This is a genomic window from Ruegeria sp. AF8 (assembly GCF_056541825.1).
The window spans coordinates 143687-161149 of sequence record NZ_JBQFYW010000009.1 but is presented as its reverse complement, the minus strand read 5'-3'; the positions used below and the strand labels follow the sequence as shown (position 1 = coordinate 161149).

Sequence of the window (17463 nt, the reverse complement as noted above, 5' to 3'; positions counted from 1 at the left end):
TGCACCTCGACATGGCGGGCGCGGGTGATCATCTTTTCCAGATAGCCCTCGCCATTGCCAAACGCGGCCTCGGCCTCGCGGCGGCCTTCCATCACCTTTTCGGCCAGTTCCTTTTCCGAATGGATCGGGCGCATGCCGCGCCCGCCGCCGCCCCAGGACGCCTTCAGCATCAGCGGATAGCCGATCCCGGCGGCTTCCTTGCGGATGGCGTCCATGTCGTCGCCCAGAACCTCGGTGGCCGGGATCACCGGAACCCCGGCCGCGATGGCGACCTTGCGGGCGCTGGCCTTGTCGCCCAGGGCGCGCATGGTTTCCGCCCTGGGGCCGATGAAGGTGATGCCGTTGCTGACGCAGGCATCCACGAATTCGGGGTTCTCGGACAGCAGCCCATAGCCGGGATGGATCGCATCCGCGCCGCTTTCACGGGCCACGCGGATGATCTCGTCAATGCTGAGATAGGCCGCAACCGGCCCCATCCCCTCACCGATGCGATACGCTTCGTCCGCCTTGAAGCGGTGAAGGCCCAGCTTGTCCTCCTCGGCAAAAACGGCAACGGTTTTCTTGCCCATCTCGTTGGCCGCGCGCATCACGCGAATGGCAATCTCGCCGCGGTTGGCGATCAGGATTTTCTTGAAATCGGTCATTGGCAGGTCCCGGAAGTTAGCGGTTGGCCGTGTTTTAGGCGGACAATACGCGCACGTATATCTGTAATTCTGGGTAGAACCGGCATGTTATCGCTCGCATGCGCCCTCGAACGACTTTTTTCGCCTCAGTTATGCTGCGTCGCAGCGTCGCAAAGGCTGACAGAGGGCGGCAACTGCGACAGGCGGCCAGCGCCGAGTTGGCCCATATTGGCTTCCATGTCCTTGCGCAGGATGTCGATAACATGGGCCGGACCGGCCTGTCCCAGCGCAGCCAGGCCATACAGAAACGCCCGGCCCGCCATTACGAAATCAGCCCCGAGGGCAAGAGCCCGCAGGATGTCGAGGCCGCCGGTGATACCGCTGTCGAAAATCAGTGGCAGCGAGGTTGCGGCGCGAATCGCAGGCAGAGCTTCGATGCTGGCCCGTGCGCCGTCGAACTGGCGGCCGCCATGGTTGGAAACCCACAAGGCGTCAACGCCGATCGCCTCAAGCGGGGCCACGTCCGTGGCGCGCATCACGCCTTTCACCACAAGCGGGCCGTTCCAGTTGTCCCGCAGCCATTTCACATAGCCCATATCGGGCGATGTGCGCAGCAGATAGCCGACATGCGCGGTTGGCGGCAGATTTCTGTGTTCGCCGGATATGTATCTGTCGAGCGTGCGCATACGCGGCATCCCGGACCGCGCCATGCCCAGAGCCCATGCGGGGCGGACCGCCACCTGCGCCAGCAGGCGCGGCGTGAGTTTCGGCGGCTGGGTCAGCCCCGATCGGGTCTGCCGCTCGCGGCGGGACGCGACCGGGACATCGGCGGTAAGAACCAGTGTCCCGAACCCGGCGGCGCGGGCGCGATCCAGCATGTCCTTTCGGATGTCCGGGTCCTTGGGCGGATACATCTGGAACCAGGCGTGTTCGCCCAGATGGGGGGCAAGGTCTTCGGGGCTTTGGCTGGCGACGGTGGACAGGGTATAGGGGAGTCCGGTGTTCGCGGCGTGGCGCGCCAGGATGCCTTCGGCATCCGGCCAGATCAGGCCGCACATGCCAATCGGGGCGATGCCGAAGGGCAGGGGAAATTCCTGCCCCAGAAACGACGTGCGCAAATCGAATTCCAGCGGGCCGTGCAGGATCGAGGGTTCAAATCCGACGCGGTCCAGCGCGGCGCGGTTGCGGGTTCTGGTAGCCTCCACCCCGGTGCCGCTGTCCAGATATTCCCAGACAAAATGAGGCAACCTGCGACGCGCACGCCATTTCAGGTCCTCAATGCCGGGATAGGTGCTGTGCAGATCCATGAGGATTGATCCACCCCCGGGAACGATTCGACAAGTACTCAGGCAGCCGCATCCGAGCCGTTCTGCATCTGTCCGGACCCGGTGTTGCATTTTGGCCCGATTTCGCCTCCCGACAGGCCGGTCAGCGGTGTCTTGGCCGCCACACAGACCTGATTCCGTCCCTTGTCCTTGGCCTGATACAGCGCCTCGTCCGCGGCATGCATCAGTTCCTGCGGCATGGTGCCATGAGACGGGTAATGGGAGATTCCGGCGGAAATCGTGATCCGGGGCAGCGTTTTTTCACCATAGCGCACGCTGATGACCTCGATCGCCTGACGCAGGTGCTCGGCGCGGGTAAGAGCGTCTTCGGGCGTGGTGTCGGGCAGGATCAGCATGAATTCCTCGCCACCAATACGGCAGGCCACCTCGTCACCGTCGCAGCTTTGACCCAGGGCCGAGCCGACAGCGCGCAGCACCATGTCGCCCGCGTCGTGCCCGTGGGTGTCGTTGAATTTCTTGAAGTGATCCACATCCACCGCCACCAGCGACAGCGGCGCGCCGGTTTTCTGACTGTATCCGATGCTCCTGCGCAGGCACTCGGTCAGATGGCGGCGATTGAACAGCCCGGTCAGCGGGTCGCGCACCGACTGGTCGTGCAACTGATCCCGCATGCGAACATTGGCAATGGCCATGCTGATCTGCTCGGCACACATCTGGGCCAGTTGCTTGCTGGAATGAAAGTTCCGGCCGCAGCCGCTCCGTGCGCGCAAGTGCAAAAGGCCGACGGTTTCACCATGGGCAAGGATGGGAAAGCAGAAATATGGCCGCCCGTCATGCGGCTCGGCATGTTCACAGACGAAATCGATTTCGGAAGCGCCGAATTCATAGGTTCTCCCCCGGCGAAGGCCCCAGCACCCCTCGGGGTGGATATGAGGTTTGTGTGTGCCGCCATTCCAGCTGGCGCAGCCGTCCAACACGTCGCGCGAGTTGGAATAGACATATACGTTGCCTTCGGCGTCGGGCAGGATGTGAGTCATGAAACGCGCGACCATTTCGAACAGCTCGTCCAGCGAGCGGCTGGATTGCAGCCATTCGTTCAGCTCACCCAGCAGCCTGACCTCGCGCACCAGGCGCAGCTGATCGGCCATCAGCTCACGCTCTTTGTCGGTGCGCGCCCTCAGCGCCTGCATCCTGACGCGGTTGGTATGAAACAGCATGACCGACACGCCCGCCGTCGCCAGCAGAGAGACGCCGCACACCAACATCAGCGACAGGCGAACGCGCGCCATCAGGATGTTCCGGATATCGGTGATGTCGGAATAAAACTCCACCGCACCCAGAAACTTCCCCCCGGCCATAACCGGAGTATAGATCTCAGCCACCTGTCGCGGCTGGTTTGCCGATTGTCCCGGCTGCGGATTGAAATTGTCGATCTCCGAGGCGGGCTTGACTGACCGATCATAGTAAAAGCCACCTTCGGCAACCACATCTTCGAAATAGGGTTTGGACGTTGCCATGCCGATATCCGAGTCGCGGCTTGACCAGAATACCCGCCCCTCCGCATCGAACAGCTTGAACCGATAGACGTCTGAGGCGCGCGGCATCAGGCTCAGGAACTCTTCATCATGCGAATCGAGCGTTCCGGTCCGAAACGCCGTTTCGACATCTTCCATATGCAGCACCACCCGCCGGTTCCACAAATCGGCCTGATGCATGATGTCGGCCTCGATCATCTTGTCCACGATGGTATGGGGGAGTTTGATCGTTCCCCACACGGCCAACCCCGTCGCTGCAGCCAGCCCGGCGGCGACCATGACCCATTTGAGGTGCCATGATCCCCCATGCATTTTCAAAAGCTTCATGTCCCGCGCTCCCGTTCCCGATCAAGGATCGCCGCCACGGCTTGACAGAAGGTTAATTCGCCAGCGCCAGGCGATCGCCATTTCGCTCAATATTTAGCGATATCGGTGGGGTGCGAAGCGGTCGGAACAAGGAGTGAACAAACCCTTTCCCTCGGCTTCCGAAAGGCGTAGTTTGCGGCTATGAGCAGTTTTGACGAATTCGACGCCTTCGAAGGCGCTTCCCTGTCGGCCCGCGCAATGGCGGCGCGGAGACCTGAGAGCGACTACCTTGGCGATCTGAATCTGCAGCAGCGCGAAGCGGCAACACAACACCTTGGTCCGGTTCTAATCCTAGCGGGTGCTGGTACCGGCAAAACCAAAACGCTAATGGCGCGTGTTGCTTTCTTGATAAATTCTGGAATAGCGCAACCTAACGAGGTGTTGGCGGTTACCTTTACAAACAAAGCTGCGAAGGACATGAAGCGCCGCTTGGGCGAGATTCCATACTTTGTACGCAACCCTATTCCTTGGATGGGTACGTTTCATTCGATCAGTGCGCAGTTGTTGCGCCGCCATGCCGAGCTTGTGGAACTGAAAACCAATTTCACAATCCTAGACAGTGACGACCAGCTTCGCTTGCTCAAACAACTTGTTCAGGCTGCAAATATTGATGATAAGCGCTGGCCGCCGCGCCTGCTGGCTGGGCATATTGATGATTGGAAGAACCGTGCGCTAACCCCAGACAAAGTGCCTGCAATAGATGCCGGAGCCTATAACAACAAGGGGATTGAGCTTTACGCTCAGTACCAAACTCGCCTGCGAGAACTGAACGCGGTGGATTTTGGCGACCTGCTGCTGCACATGGTCACAATTTTCCAGATCCACGAGGACTTGCAAAAAAAATACCAGAACTGGTTCAAGTATATCGTTGTGGACGAGTACCAAGACACCAACGTTGCCCAATATCTCTGGCTGCGATTGTTGACTGGTGAAGACAAGAACATTTGTGTTGTCGGTGACGATGACCAATCAATCTATGGCTGGCGTGGGGCCGAAGTTGATAACATCCTTCGGTTCGAAAAAGATTTTCCCGGCACGCATGTAGTGCGGCTGGAACAGAACTACCGCTCGACCCCGCATATTCTGGCCGCCGCTTCGAATGTCATTCGCGGCAATGAAGGACGGTTGGGCAAGGAGTTGTGGACCGATGCGCAGGATGGCGAAAAGGTCCGTCTGATCGGTCACTGGGATGGCGAGGAAGAGGCGCGCTGGATCGGCGAAGAAATCGACGCGATGCAGGGCGGTACCCGCGGCATGCGGCCCATGAACCTCGACGATATCGCGATTTTGGTCCGTGCCTCGCACCAGATGCGCGCCTTTGAGGATAGATTCCTGACCATTGGCTTGCCCTACAAGGTGATCGGCGGACCCCGGTTCTATGAGCGGATGGAGATTCGCGATGCCATGGCCTATTTCCGGCTGGTGATCAGCTCCGAGGATGATTTGGCTTTCGAGCGGATCGTGAACACGCCCAAACGCGGCCTCGGCGACAAGGCGCAGCAGACGATTCAGGTGGTGGCGCGTGAGAACGGCGTGTCACTGGTCGAGGGCGCGCGGATCGCGGTCGACAACGGTCTGATCAAGGGCAAGGGCGGCAAGGCGCTGCGCGAGTTGATCGACGGGCTGGCGCGGTGGAATGCGATGACGCGCGGGCCGCGGATCGAGGTCGATGATGAAACGGTCATTGATGACGGTGTCTCACCTATCCGCTATGGCGCGCCCGAGCACACGCATATCGAGCTGGCGCAGATCATCCTCGACGAATCCGGCTATACCGCGCACTGGCAGAACGAAAAGACGCCCGAGGCGCCGGGGCGGTTGGAGAACCTCAAGGAACTGGTCAACCAGTTGGATAATTTCGAGAACCTGCAAGGATTTCTGGAACATGTCAGCTTGGTGATGGATAACGAGCAGGAGTCTGACGGGGCCAAAGTCTCGATCATGACCCTGCACGCGGCCAAAGGGCTGGAGTTTCCCGCCGTGTTCCTGCCAGGGTGGGAGGACGGGCTGTTTCCCTCGCAGCGCTCGATGGACGAGTCCGGCGTCAAGGGCCTCGAAGAGGAACGGCGCCTGGCCTATGTCGGTATCACCCGCGCCGAAGAGGTCTGCACCATTTCCTTCGCCGCCAACCGGCGCGTGTTCGGGCAATGGCAAAACTCGATGCCGTCCCGTTTCATTGATGAATTGCCCGAGGATCATGTCGAGGTGCTGACCCCTCCGGGTCTCTATGGCGGCGGCCAGCCCACCGCTAGCATCGAAACCCGCGCGGCCGAGGCGAATGTCTATAACTCTCCTGGCTGGAAACGCCTGCAGGCGCGGCAGGGGCAATACGGCATGTCGCAACCGCGCGAGAGCCGCAATACGGTGATTGACGCCACCGCCGTGGCCAGTTTCACGCTGGGCGAACGGGTGTTTCACCAGAAATTCGGCTATGGCGCGGTGATCGGCATCGAGGGGGACAAGGTCGAGGTCGATTTCGACAAGGCGGGCACCAAGAAGGTCGTGGCCCGGTTCCTGTCGGCCAAGGATGATGTGCCGTTCTAAATCCCTTCGACCAGGATCATGTTTGTCGCGGCCGTAGCCTGCCGGATTTTCGCCAGCTCGACATAGTCCGGGTCATCCTTCCACGCCTTCGCTGTTTCAAGGTCCGGAAACTCCATCAGGACGACCCCGCCGTCGGGCCAGGCGCCTTCGATACAGTCTACAGGTTTGGATGACACCGTCAGCAGGCGCCCCCCGTGGCGGTCGAAAATCGGCATGAACCCCTTGAGGTAGTCTTGATACCCCTCAGGGTCGTGGATGTTCAGTTGCGCGATGAAATAGGCGGGCATGGCACCCTCGTTCACGGTTGAAGTCGAGGCATGGTAGTCCGGTTTCCCGCAAAAAAGAAACGGCGGTTCCCAGGGAGGAGGAGAGGGAACCGCCGTTCTTTGCAACATCGGGGCAGGGAGGAGGAGAGCCCCGATGTATTCGGACCCGGGTTTGCACCCGGTATGAGGTCGCGACGATGCCAGGGAGGAGGACGGCATCGTCGCGCGCTTTCAACACCGGCATTACAGGGAGGAAAAGCCGGTGTATCAGCTTCCGGCGTTCTGGGCCGGTATTCTTTGCGGCGGCATCAAGGAGGAGGATGCCGCCGCTTGAAGTTCAGGCCCGCAGGGAGGAGGAGGCAGGCCTGAATTCTTATGTCTCTCGGTGTTTGTTATGCAGTGCGATCATAAACCGCCTGCAGCGCCACCTGCCGGATCATCGAACGGTTCAACCCGAGATCGGCCAGTTGGCTTGCGTTCAGGCTCGACAGTTCGTTCACCGTTCGGCGGTACAACAGATGACGGCTCAATCGGGTTTTCGTAGCCTCGATGATCGAGGAAAAACCAAAGGCACGTGCGCCCTTGTGGGTAAAATGCTCGCTCGTAGCAGCCATGTCTCTTGACCTGTTCCAGTTCGTTTGCCACGTCGCCGCAGCCTTGCTTGAGACTGAAAATAGGCAAATGCTGCAGGTGCACAATGGGGTGCGTGATCAAACCGGGTATGCGGCATTTGCATAGATTGGCCAGGGGCATCACCGGCGGAGTAACAGGACCCATATTTCGTTGGTGCTTTGGTGTTCCCCGATAGTGGATTGTGCGGTTCCACGCTGCGGTTTTCAAACAGCCCGCGCCGAAGTTGACGTGAGATACCCGGAAAACGGGTCTTGAAGCGCCGCGGAATTCGTCGGTTGCATGAAAATCACCACGTTGACGGTTCGTTCAAGCTGCCCTGTGTTGGGAAATTATGGGAGGCTACGACGGGAAAGCGTGGGTTACGGGAATACGTGGGACGCCGAAAATCCCAAGGGCGTCGTTTTGGGCGAATTTCGGGACTTGGTTGTGATTTTAGGTGATTCGCGCACCGATTTTCGGAACATATAGTGATCTAGTCGAGATTGGTGGTCAAAATTTTGGTTTCTCTGGGAAATTATGGGAGAAAATGTTTGAGTAATCCTTTGTCTATATATGGTATGAATCTAAACCCTAATAACAGCATGAGGTAAGAGGCGGCAATTTTCTCCAAGGAATTCTCCTTTTTCATATCCAACTTGAACAACTCCTGTTGAGATTCTTTGCAAAAACTAGTTGATTTCCATGAATTCCCATGGCATCCCTTGTTCATCCGATGAGGACGAGGCGACAGGGGCACCAAACGACCCCGAAAAAAATCAAAAGGTTTCATACAGGCATCTCGCTTTCATCGAACCAAGAGATCCGGCGCGCGAGCGAGCAGACATCCCCCCAGGTGGCGCGCGCAGCTGGACTTCCCGCAAGGCGGGCAAATGCGGCGGGTTGATCAGTGGCAGCAGATCAACTCGCCGTTTTTAACTTCAGGGGGCGGAAATTTTTTTGGGGGCGCAAGCGAAAGGGACAGTCGGCTTGGCGCGCAGGTTCAGAGGCGAAAGCCACCACAAGGTGGATGCGAAGGGCAGGGTGTCGATCCCGGCCTCGTTTCGCCGTGTGCTCGAAGCGGGCGATCCCAACTGGCAATCTGGCGACAACCCCGAACTGGTGATCGTCTATGGCGATGATCGCCGGAAGTTCCTGGAGTGCTACACGATGGAGGCGATCGACGAGGTCGACGCCAAGATCGACGCGCTGCCGCGCGGCTCGATGGAGCGCAAGATGCTGCAACGCATGTTCCACGGCCAGTCCTTTCCCACCAATGTGGACGAAACCGGGCGGCTGGTGCTGCCCGCCAAGCTGCGCAAGAAGATCGGCCTGGAAGGCGAGGCGTTCTTCATTGCCGCCGGCGACACGTTCCAGATCTGGAAGCCCGAGACCTACGAACAGGTCGAACTGGCCGCGGCCGAGGAATGGCTGGACGATTTGCCGGGCGACTTCGATCCGATGCAGTTCCTCGACGGTCCAAGGGACGGGTGACGGCATGGCTGCCGCTGCCTCCTCCCCGGACGATCCGCACATCCCCGTTCTGCTGCGCCCCCTGCTGGCGGCGGTTGCGCCGGTGTCTGGCGTGTGGCTGGACGGCACTTTTGGCGCGGGCGGCTATACACGCGGATTGCTCGAGGCCGGAGCGGACAAGGTCATCGCGGTGGATCGTGATCCGCTGGCCTTCGAAATGGCGGCTGACTGGGCCGGGGCCTATGGTGCCCGCCTGGTGATGCAGCCGGGCGTGTTTTCCTGCATGGACGACTATGCTCGGGACCTCGACGGCGTGGTTCTGGATCTTGGCGTATCCTCGATGCAGCTCGATCAGGCCGAGCGCGGGTTCTCCTTCATGAAGGACGGCCCCCTCGACATGCGCATGAGCCAGGACGGGGAAAGCGCCGCCGATCTGGTGAACACGGCCTCAGAGGCCGCTCTGGCCGATATTCTGTTCCACTATGGCGAGGAACGCGCCAGCCGCCGCATCGCCCGTGCCATCGTCAAGGCCCGCACCGAGGCGCCGATCACCACGACCCTGCGTCTTGCCGAAATCATCGAATCCTGCCTGCCGCGCGCCAAGCCGGGGCAATCGCATCCCGCGACGCGTTCGTTTCAGGCGCTGCGGATTGCGGTCAATGCGGAATATGAAGAATTGTTTCAGGGGCTTATGGCGGCAGAACGCGCCTTGAAACCCGGCGGGCAACTGGCGGTCGTCACCTTCCATTCCATCGAAGACCGCATGGTCAAACGCTTTCTGCAGGCCCGCGCGGGCAAGACCGGACGCGCCAATCGCTATGCGCCCGAGCAGCAGCAGGACCAGCCGCAATTCACCCTGAAAACGCGCAAGGCCGTCGGCCCGGACGAACAGGAGCTGGCCGAAAACCCGCGTTCGCGCTCGGCCAAGCTGCGGGTTGCGGTGCGCACGGACGCCCCGGCGGGGGCGATCGACGCCCGCGCTATCGGAATGCCTCAACTGAGTCGGGGAGCGAGATGAAGAGTTTGATGTATGTGTTGACCGCTCTGGCCGTGTTCGGGCTGGCATTGTGGGCCTATCAGGAAAATTACCGCACCCAGCAGGTGCTGAAGGAAACCCAGCACCTGCAGCGCCAGATCGGTGCGGCGCAGGCCCGGCTGGCGGTCTTGCGCGCGGAATGGGCCTATCTCAACCGCCCGGACCGGCTGCGCGAACTGGCGGATCTGAATTTCGAACGTCTGGGCCTGTTGCCCCTGCGGGCCGAGCAATTCGGGCAGGCCGACCAGATCGCCTATGGCGAGGACCCGGATCTGCCGATTGTCGACCCTATCGAGTTGCAGGCAATCGCCGAGTTCCAGGCGCTGGGTGAGGTGCAGATTCCATGACCCGCACGCCGCTCCGACCGCTGGCCCGCATTCTCGACGCCCGCGCCCGCGGTGAAAACCCCGACCTGATCGAACGCGAGAACATTCGCAAGCGCCATGAAGAGATGAAGGACCGCGCCCGCACCCGCGCCGAGGGGCGGCTGCTGGTTCTGGGCGCGTTCTTTTTCTGTGCCTTTGCCGTGATCGGCGCGCGGATGGGAATGCTCGCTACTTCCGAGGCGCAGGAGCCGCTGGCCACCGCGCCCGGCGCCAATATCGCCATGCAGCGGGCCGATATCGTTGACCGCGAAGGGCGCATTCTGGCCACCAATCTGGAAACCTACTCCGTCTATGCGCAGCCGCCGCAGATGATCGACCCGGTGGCGGCGGCCGAAGGTCTGGTCCGCATCTTTCCGGATCTCGACAAGGCGCGTCTGATCAAGGACTTCACCGGCAAGCGCAAGTTTCTGTGGATCAAAAAGCGCATCTCGCCCGAACAGAAACAGGCGGTGCATGACATCGGCGATCCCGGCATCCTGTTCGGCCCCCGCGAAATGCGCCTGTACCCCAACGGCCAGCTTGCGGCGCATATACTTGGCGGCTCCGGCTTCGGCCGCGAAGGCGTGAGCGCTGCCGAAGTCATCGGTGTTGCGGGTGTGGAAAAGCAGTTCGACGGCTATCTGCGCGATCCCGCCAACGGTCACAAACCCCTGCAGCTTTCGCTTGACCTGACAGTTCAGTCGGCGGTCGAACGCGTTTTGTTCGGCGGTATGAAGATCATGAACGCCAAAGGCGCCTCGGCGGTTCTGATGGATGTTCATACCGGCGAGGTGATCTCGGCGGCCTCGCTGCCCTCGTTCGACCCTAACGACCGCCCGCGACCGCCCACCTCGGGGTTCGACCCCTCTGACAGCCCGCTTTTCAACCGCTATGTGCAGGGGGTCTACGAACTGGGTTCGGTCTTCAAGATCTTCACGGCGGCGCAGGCGGTGGATCTGGGTCTGGTGAACTCGGAAACCATCATCGATACTTCGGGGCCGATGCGGATCGGGCGGTTTCCGATTGGCGAGTTCAATGGCAAGAATTACGGCAAGATCAGCGTCGCGGATGTGATCGTCCACAGTTCGAACCGGGGCACAGGGCGGCTTGCTTTGCAGATCGGGTCCACGCGGCAGCAGGATTTCCTTGGTGCGCTGGGCATGTTCGAACCGACTCCCTTCGAGATTGTCGAGGCCGCGGGCGGCGCGCCTCTGAAACCCAAGAAATGGGGCGAGTTGAGCACGGTCACCATTTCCTACGGGCACGGCCTGTCGACCAGTCCGATGCATCTGGCGGCGGGCTATGCGGCAATCGCCAATGGCGGCAACTATGTCAGCCCCACGATTCTGAAACAGCGCGGGCCGCAATATGGCCCCCGGGTGATCTCGGAAGATGCGGCGCGTCAGGCGCAGCGGATGTTGCGTAAGGTGGTCACCGACGGCACCGCCAGTTTTGGTGAGGTGGCGGGATATGACGTGGCCGGCAAGACCGGAACCGCTGACAAGCCGAAGCCGCGCGGCGGTTACTACGATGACAAGGTCATAGCTACCTTTGCCTCGATTTTTCCGGCCTATGATCCGAAATACGTGCTGATCGTCACACTGGACGAACCCTCGATCGTGGCCTATGGCGAAAAGCGCCGGACGGCAGGCTGGACAGCGGTGCCGGTGGCGGCGGAACTGATCGGGCGCGTGGCCCCTCTGCTGGGCCTGCGCCCCCGGCTTGAGCCTGAAGCGGGCGCTGCTATAACGCTGACCTCAAACTAGGCAGCACGAGGCAGACAGGTCATGGGCGCACGGTCAAAGAAACTCAGCGAACTGGCCCTGACCGCACGCGGCGGCCGCAACCCCGCGATCACCGGTCTGGCCGTGGACAGCCGCGCGGTCAGGGAGGGTTTCCTGTTCGCCGCGCTTCCCGGCACCCGCGTGCATGGCGGCGAGTTCATCCAGTTCGCCCTGCGCATGGGGGCCGCGGCCATTCTGACCGATGCCAAAGGAGCAGCGATCGCGGCCAGTGAACTGGCCGCGTCGGACGCCGCGCTGGTGGTCGTCGAAGACCCGCGTCAGGCATTGGCCTTTACGGCGGCGCTCTGGTTCGGGGCACAGCCGGAAACGATGGTGGCGGTGACAGGCACCAATGGCAAGACGTCCGTTGCCACCTTCGTGCGCCAGATCTGGGTCGAACTGGGGCACTGCGCCGTCAATCTGGGCACCACCGGCGTCGAAGGCTCCTGGACAGCGCCGCTGGCCCACACCACGCCCGAGCCGATCACCCTGCATCGCGCGCTGGCCGAGGCCGCTGCGTATGGCGTGACTCACGCGGCGATGGAGGCATCCTCGCACGGACTGGAACAGCGCCGCCTGGATGGCGTGCGTCTCAAGGCGGCGGGCTTTACCAATTTCACCCAGGATCATCTGGACTATCACGACACGTTCGAGGCCTATTTCGCGGCCAAGGCGGGCTTGTTCCGCCGCGTATTGCCGCCCGACGGAACCGCAGTGATCAATCTGGACGACCCCAAGGGCGCGGAAATGCGCGCCGTGGCCGCCGCGCGCGGGCAGGAGGTTCTGACCGTTGGGCGCGCAGGCGGCGATCTGTGTCTGCTGAACCAGCGCTTTGACGCCACCGGTCAGGATTTGCGCTTTTCCTGGCACGGCAAGCCGTTCCAGACACGGCTGAACCTGATCGGCGGCTTTCAGGCCGAAAATGTGCTGCTGGCCTGCGGCCTGGTGATCGCCGGCGGCGAGGAACCCGAGCGGGTGTTCGAAACCCTGCCGCACCTGTCGACCGTACGCGGGCGTATGCAACTGGCGGCCACGCGTGACAACGGCGCTGCGGTGTTTGTGGACTACGCCCATACACCTGACGCAGTCGCAACCGCGCTCAGGGCCATGCGTCCGCATGTCATGGGGCGGCTTATCGCAATCGTGGGGGCAGGCGGTGACCGCGACGCCACCAAGCGCCCGCTGATGGGGCGGGCAGCGGCCGAGAATGCCGATATCGTCTTTGTCACCGACGACAACCCCCGCAGCGAAGACCCCGCCACGATCCGCGCCGCCGTGATGGATGGCGCGATTGGGGTGGGTGGGAACACGAGCGCCACGGAAATCGGAGACCGGGCGGAGGCAATTCTGCGTGGCGTCGACGCCCTGCAACCCGGCGATGCGCTGCTGATTGCGGGCAAGGGACACGAAAGCGGGCAGATCGTGGGCGATCAGGTCCTGCCTTTCGACGATGCCGAACAGGCCAGCATTGCCGTGGCCGCATTGGACGGGAGGGTTGCATGACACTCTGGACCGCGGACGAGGCCGCCCGCGCCACCGGTGGGCGCGTAACCTCCGACTGGCAGGCAAACGGTGTCTCCATCGACACTCGAACGCTGCAACCGGGCGACCTGTTCGTGGCGCTCAAGGCTGCGCGCGACGGGCACGACTTTGTGGCGCAGGCGCTGGAAAAAGGCGCGGGCGCCGCACTGGTCTCGCACATTCCCGACGATGTGCCGCCCGACGCGCCGCTGCTGATCGTCGATGACGTTCAATCCGGGCTTGAGGCGTTGGGGCAGGCCGCACGCAGCCGGACCAGGGCCAGGGTCGTGGCGGTTACCGGCAGCGTCGGCAAGACCTCGACCAAGGAAATGCTGGCCACCATGCTGGGCGCGCGGGGAAGGATGCATGCCAGCGTTGCCAGCTATAACAACCACTGGGGTGTGCCGCTGACGCTGGCACGGATGCCGCGTGATACGGACTATGCGGTGATTGAGATCGGTATGAACCACCCCGGCGAAATCGCCCCGCTGGCCCGTCAGGCCCATAGCCATGTGGCGTTGGTCACCACCGTCGCGGCGGTGCATCTTGAGGCGTTCGACACGGTGGCAGATATCGCGCGGGAAAAAGCGGCGATTTTCGAGGGGCTTGAGCCGGGCGGCACCGCCATCGTGAATGCGGATATCGAACATGCCGACATCCTGCGCGACTGCGCCCAAAGGCAGGGCGTGCGGATTTTCGGGTTCGGAAAGCAAGCTGACGACTACTGTCTGCTTGACGTGGCAAGCCGGGGCGACCTGACCCATGCCGAGGCAAGTGCCGGCGGGTCCGCCTTTGCGTTCGACGTCCGTTCCGCCGGAACCCATTTCGCGATGAACGGTCTGGGCGCCCTGGCCGCTTGCGTGGCGCTGGGCGTGCCGCTGGACGACGCCATTGCCGGTCTGCGCGGCTGGACGCCCTACAAGGGGCGCGGCGTGCGCGAGAAGATTAGATTGGCTGACGGCCAGATCGAATTGCTCGACGACAGTTATAACGCCAACCCCACCTCGATGGCGGCGGCGCTGGATGTGCTGGCAGCTGCGACAACCGCCCGCCGGGTGGCCTTTCTGGGCGACATGAAAGAGCTGGGCGCGCGGGAAGAGGCCATGCACGCGGCAATGGCCGGTATCGACGCCATGGCCCGCGTCGATCAGGTTCACTGTATCGGTCCGCTGATGCAGGCGCTGCATGCGGCCCTGCCCGCCGAGAAACGCGGCCTCTGGGCCGGAACCAGCGAGGAGATGGCGCAAAACCTGCCGCAACTGGTGCGGGCGGGCGATGCGGTTCTGGCCAAAGGCTCGCTCAGCATGGATCTGGCGCGCATCGTTGACGGCGTCCGAAAAATGGGGCATGGCCCGGCGCCTGAACAGGAAGACGCCTGAGAGAAAGGGAAGAGAGATGCTCTATTGGTTGACGGCCCTTTCGGACGGTGGCGATTTCTGGAACCTGTTCCGCTATATCACCTTCCGTGCCGGCGGGGCCTTCATGACCGCGCTTGTGTTCGGTTTCCTGTTCGGCAAACCCCTGATCAACGTGCTGCGCCGCAAGCAGGGCAAGGGCCAGCCGATCCGCGACGACGGCCCCGAGGCGCATTTTTCCAAGGCCGGAACGCCCACCATGGGCGGGCTTCTGATCGTGGGCGCGCTGGTCACCTCGACCCTGCTCTGGGCGCGGTGGAGCAATCCGTTCGTCTGGCTGGTTCTGTTCGTGACGCTGGCCTATGCGGCGATCGGGTTTGCTGACGACTATGCCAAAGTGTCCAAGCAGAACACCAAAGGCGTGCCGGGCCGTTTGCGGCTGGCGCTGGGCATTATCATCGCGGTGATCGCGGCGCTCTGGGCCACCTATAACCATCCGGCGGATTTGCAGAACCAGCTGGCGCTGCCGGTGTTCAAGGACACGCTGATCAATCTGGGCCTGTTCTATATCCCGTTTTCGATCTGCGTCATCGTCGGTTCGGCCAATGCCGTGAACCTGACCGACGGTCTGGACGGACTGGCGATCATGCCCGCAATGATCGCCGCTTCGACGCTGGGGATCATTGCTTATGCGGTGGGGCGCGTCGACTTCACCGAATATCTGGATGTGCACTATGTGCCGGGCACCGGCGAAATCCTGATCTTCACCGCCGCCCTGTTCGGAGCCGGCTTGGGCTTTCTGTGGTACAATGCTCCGCCCGCGGCGGTGTTCATGGGCGATACAGGCTCGCTCGCGCTGGGCGGCGCGCTGGGCGCGATCGCGGTGGCCACCAAGCACGAGCTGGTGCTGGCCATCGTCGGCGGGCTGTTCGTGGTCGAGGCGCTGAGCGTGATCATTCAGGTGCTCTATTTCAAGCGCACGGGAAGGCGGGTGTTCCTGATGGCGCCGATCCATCACCACTATGAGAAAAAAGGCTGGGCCGAACCGCAGATCGTCATCCGATTCTGGATCATTTCGCTGATCCTGGCGATGATCGGGCTGGCGACACTGAAGGTAAGGTAGGGCTCCCGCCAGCTGCGCCGGGCCAGGGCCCGGCGGCCAGCGGTTGGGCCCGGCTCGCGCCTTGGCGCGAGCCTGATCTTGCCCTTGCCATTCGTTTTTGCATCGGTGCAGTGTGGCCGCGACCAGTGGCGGCGGAAAGGAAGAGACACGATGATCCCGGTCAAAGGGTTTTCCGGCAGAAAGGTTGCCGTGCTGGGCCTTGGCCGGTCGGGGCTGGCCGCCGCGCGCGCCTTGCGCGCGGGCGGGGCGGACCCGGTCTGCTGGGACGACAACCCCACCGCGCGCACGGCGGCGGAGACCGAGGGGTTCACCTGCGCCGATCTGCGCCGCGAGGGGGCGTTTGACGATGTGGCGGCGCTGATCGTCAGCCCCGGCATTCCGCATCTCTATCCCGAACCCAACCCGGTAGTTCGGGCGGCACTAGAGGCCGGGGTGCCGGTGGACAACGATATCGGGCTGTTTTTCCGGTCCTTCGCGGGGCCGGACTGGAACAATTTCGACAGGACGCCACAGGTGGTGGCGGTCACCGGCTCGAACGGGAAATCGACAACCGCCGCGCTGATCCATCACATCCTGACCGAGGCTGGGCGGCCCTCGCAATTGGCGGGCAATATCGGGCGCGGTGTGCTGGATATTGCGCCCGCGCAGGATGGCTCGGTCGTGGTGCTGGAGCTTTCAAGCTATCAGACCGAACTGGCGCGCGCGCTGACGCCGGATGTGGCGGTCTTTACCAATCTCAGCCCGGATCATCTGGACCGGCATGGCGGCATGGGCGGATATTTCGCCGCCAAGCGCAGGCTGTTTGCCGAGGGCGGCCCGGACCGGGCGGTGATCGGCGTGGACGAGACCGAAGGCGCGTTTCTGGCAGGGCAGATGTCGGAAGGACCCGTCGATGACCGGGTGATCCGCATCTCGGTTGCCCGCAAGTTGACCGGACCGGGCTGGCAAGTCTTTGCCCGCAAGGGGTTTTTGGCGGAATATCGCAAGGGCCGGCAGGCGGCATCGGTCGATCTGCGCGGCATCAAGGGCTTGCCCGGGGCGCATAACCACCAGAACGCCTGCGCGGCCTATGCCGCCTGCCGCACGCTGGGGTTGGCGCCAAGGGTGATCGAGGCCGCGCTGCACAGCTTTCCCGGCCTGCCGCATCGCAGCCAGATCATCGCCGAGGCGCGCGGCGTGACTTATGTGAACGATTCCAAGGCCACCAACGTGGACAGTGCCGCCAAGGCGCTGAGCGCCTTCCGCAGGGTCCGCTGGATCTGCGGGGGGCTGGAAAAGGAGGGCGGCCTTTCGGCGCTGAACGCGGTGGTGGGCGAGGTGGTCAAGGCCTATGTCATCGGCCGCGAGGCGGCCGGTTTCGCCATGCAACTGGAGGTCGAGGCCGAGGTCTGCACCACGATGGCCGCCGCCGTCGAGCGGGCCATGGCCGAGGCGCAGGAGGGCGAAACGGTGCTGCTGGCGCCTGCGGCGGCGAGTTTCGACCAGTATGACAATTTCGAGCGGCGCGGCGCGGATTTCGTGGCCGAGGTGCAAAAGCGGCTGGCGCCGTAGGACACCGCTGCCCTTCTTGGTCTGCG

14 protein-coding genes are annotated in these 17463 nt (G+C 62.4%); 9 read left to right on the top strand and 5 right to left on the bottom strand.

Annotated features, from left to right (window positions below; all coding sequences use genetic code 11):
• The 3 genes from ACR0AO_RS15735 to ACR0AO_RS15725 form a co-directional block, all read right to left on the bottom strand.
• Positions 1 to 644 (bottom strand): biotin carboxylase N-terminal domain-containing protein (locus ACR0AO_RS15735; RefSeq protein ID WP_480605222.1); only part of this gene is annotated, 644 nt, incomplete at its 3' end.
• Positions 645 to 769: 125 nt separating this feature from the next.
• Positions 770 to 1930, bottom strand: coding sequence for an alpha-hydroxy acid oxidase (locus tag ACR0AO_RS15730; RefSeq protein ID WP_480605221.1), 1161 nt, complete (start codon positions 1928 to 1930; stop codon positions 770 to 772).
• Positions 1931 to 1968: 38 nt separating this feature from the next.
• Positions 1969 to 3756 (bottom strand): sensor domain-containing diguanylate cyclase, encoded by a 1788-nt coding sequence (locus ACR0AO_RS15725; protein WP_480605231.1) that lies wholly within the window; start codon positions 3754 to 3756, stop codon positions 1969 to 1971.
• 195 nt (positions 3757 to 3951) lie between these two features.
• On the opposite strand from ACR0AO_RS15725, the gene ACR0AO_RS15720 reads away from it, so the two are divergent.
• Entirely contained in the window at positions 3952 to 6354 is a 2403-nt protein-coding gene (locus tag ACR0AO_RS15720) for an ATP-dependent helicase (RefSeq protein WP_480605219.1), read from the top strand.
• Here the strand turns inward: ACR0AO_RS15720 and ACR0AO_RS15715 are convergent.
• Positions 6351 to 6641, bottom strand: coding sequence for a DUF1330 domain-containing protein (locus tag ACR0AO_RS15715; protein ID WP_480605217.1), 291 nt, complete (start codon positions 6639 to 6641; stop codon positions 6351 to 6353). The genes ACR0AO_RS15720 and ACR0AO_RS15715 overlap by 4 nt on opposite strands.
• Positions 6642 to 7012: 371 nt before the next feature.
• Complete coding sequence (locus ACR0AO_RS15710; protein WP_480605215.1) at positions 7013 to 7234, bottom strand: DUF1127 domain-containing protein; 222 nt, start codon at positions 7232 to 7234, stop codon at positions 7013 to 7015.
• Positions 7235 to 8219: 985 nt separating this feature from the next.
• On the opposite strand from ACR0AO_RS15710, the gene mraZ reads away from it, so the two are divergent.
• The 8 genes from mraZ to murD all read left to right on the top strand — a co-directional run bounded on the left by mraZ (position 8220) and on the right by murD (position 17437).
• Positions 8220 to 8723 carry a division/cell wall cluster transcriptional repressor MraZ gene (gene mraZ, locus ACR0AO_RS15705; RefSeq protein ID WP_480605213.1) on the top strand — a complete coding sequence of 168 codons (504 nt, stop codon included), beginning with the start codon at positions 8220 to 8222 and terminating at the stop codon, positions 8721 to 8723.
• Between the two features lie 4 nt (positions 8724 to 8727).
• Positions 8728 to 9720: a 16S rRNA (cytosine(1402)-N(4))-methyltransferase RsmH gene (rsmH, locus tag ACR0AO_RS15700; protein ID WP_480605212.1), complete on the top strand. Its 993-nt coding sequence runs from the start codon at positions 8728 to 8730 to the stop codon at positions 9718 to 9720.
• Entirely contained in the window at positions 9717 to 10085 is a 369-nt protein-coding gene (gene ftsL, locus ACR0AO_RS15695; RefSeq protein WP_480605210.1) for a cell division protein FtsL, read from the top strand. The genes rsmH and ftsL overlap by 4 nt, the downstream gene beginning before the upstream one ends.
• A complete protein-coding gene (locus ACR0AO_RS15690) occupies positions 10082 to 11869 on the top strand; it encodes a peptidoglycan D,D-transpeptidase FtsI family protein (RefSeq protein ID WP_480605208.1) in 1788 nt (595 codons plus the stop codon). The genes ftsL and ACR0AO_RS15690 overlap by 4 nt, the downstream gene beginning before the upstream one ends.
• Before the next feature lie 21 nt (positions 11870 to 11890).
• Positions 11891 to 13390, top strand: coding sequence for a UDP-N-acetylmuramoyl-L-alanyl-D-glutamate--2,6-diaminopimelate ligase (locus ACR0AO_RS15685; protein WP_480605206.1), 1500 nt, complete (start codon positions 11891 to 11893; stop codon positions 13388 to 13390).
• Complete coding sequence (locus tag ACR0AO_RS15680; RefSeq protein ID WP_480605205.1) at positions 13387 to 14787, top strand: UDP-N-acetylmuramoyl-tripeptide--D-alanyl-D-alanine ligase; 1401 nt, start codon at positions 13387 to 13389, stop codon at positions 14785 to 14787. Before ACR0AO_RS15685 ends, ACR0AO_RS15680 begins: the two co-directional genes overlap by 4 nt.
• Before the next feature lie 16 nt (positions 14788 to 14803).
• Positions 14804 to 15886: a phospho-N-acetylmuramoyl-pentapeptide-transferase gene (gene mraY / locus ACR0AO_RS15675; protein ID WP_480605203.1), complete on the top strand. Its 1083-nt coding sequence runs from the start codon at positions 14804 to 14806 to the stop codon at positions 15884 to 15886.
• Positions 15887 to 16036: 150 nt separating this feature from the next.
• Positions 16037 to 17437: a UDP-N-acetylmuramoyl-L-alanine--D-glutamate ligase gene (murD, locus tag ACR0AO_RS15670; RefSeq protein WP_480605202.1), complete on the top strand. Its 1401-nt coding sequence runs from the start codon at positions 16037 to 16039 to the stop codon at positions 17435 to 17437.
• The last annotated feature ends 26 nt before the right edge of the window (positions 17438 to 17463 follow it).

Bases quoted from the DNA above. Each gene is read 5' to 3' on its own strand.
- ACR0AO_RS15730 (WP_480605221.1), bottom strand. From the start codon at position 1,930: ATGGATCTGCACAGCACCTATCCCGGCATTGAGGACCTGAAATGGCGT.
- ACR0AO_RS15725 (WP_480605231.1), bottom strand. From the start codon at position 3,756: ATGCATGGGGGATCATGGCACCTCAAATGGGTCATGGTCGCCGCCGGG.
- ACR0AO_RS15720 (WP_480605219.1), top strand. From the start codon at position 3,952: ATGAGCAGTTTTGACGAATTCGACGCCTTCGAAGGCGCTTCCCTGTCG.
- ACR0AO_RS15715 (WP_480605217.1), bottom strand. From the start codon at position 6,641: ATGCCCGCCTATTTCATCGCGCAACTGAACATCCACGACCCTGAGGGG.
- ACR0AO_RS15710 (WP_480605215.1), bottom strand. From the start codon at position 7,234: ATGGCTGCTACGAGCGAGCATTTTACCCACAAGGGCGCACGTGCCTTT.
- rsmH (WP_480605212.1), top strand. From the start codon at position 8,728: ATGGCTGCCGCTGCCTCCTCCCCGGACGATCCGCACATCCCCGTTCTG.
- ftsL (WP_480605210.1), top strand. From the start codon at position 9,717: ATGAAGAGTTTGATGTATGTGTTGACCGCTCTGGCCGTGTTCGGGCTG.
- ACR0AO_RS15690 (WP_480605208.1), top strand. From the start codon at position 10,082: ATGACCCGCACGCCGCTCCGACCGCTGGCCCGCATTCTCGACGCCCGC.
- ACR0AO_RS15685 (WP_480605206.1), top strand. From the start codon at position 11,891: ATGGGCGCACGGTCAAAGAAACTCAGCGAACTGGCCCTGACCGCACGC.
- ACR0AO_RS15680 (WP_480605205.1), top strand. From the start codon at position 13,387: ATGACACTCTGGACCGCGGACGAGGCCGCCCGCGCCACCGGTGGGCGC.
- mraY (WP_480605203.1), top strand. From the start codon at position 14,804: ATGCTCTATTGGTTGACGGCCCTTTCGGACGGTGGCGATTTCTGGAAC.
- murD (WP_480605202.1), top strand. From the start codon at position 16,037: ATGATCCCGGTCAAAGGGTTTTCCGGCAGAAAGGTTGCCGTGCTGGGC.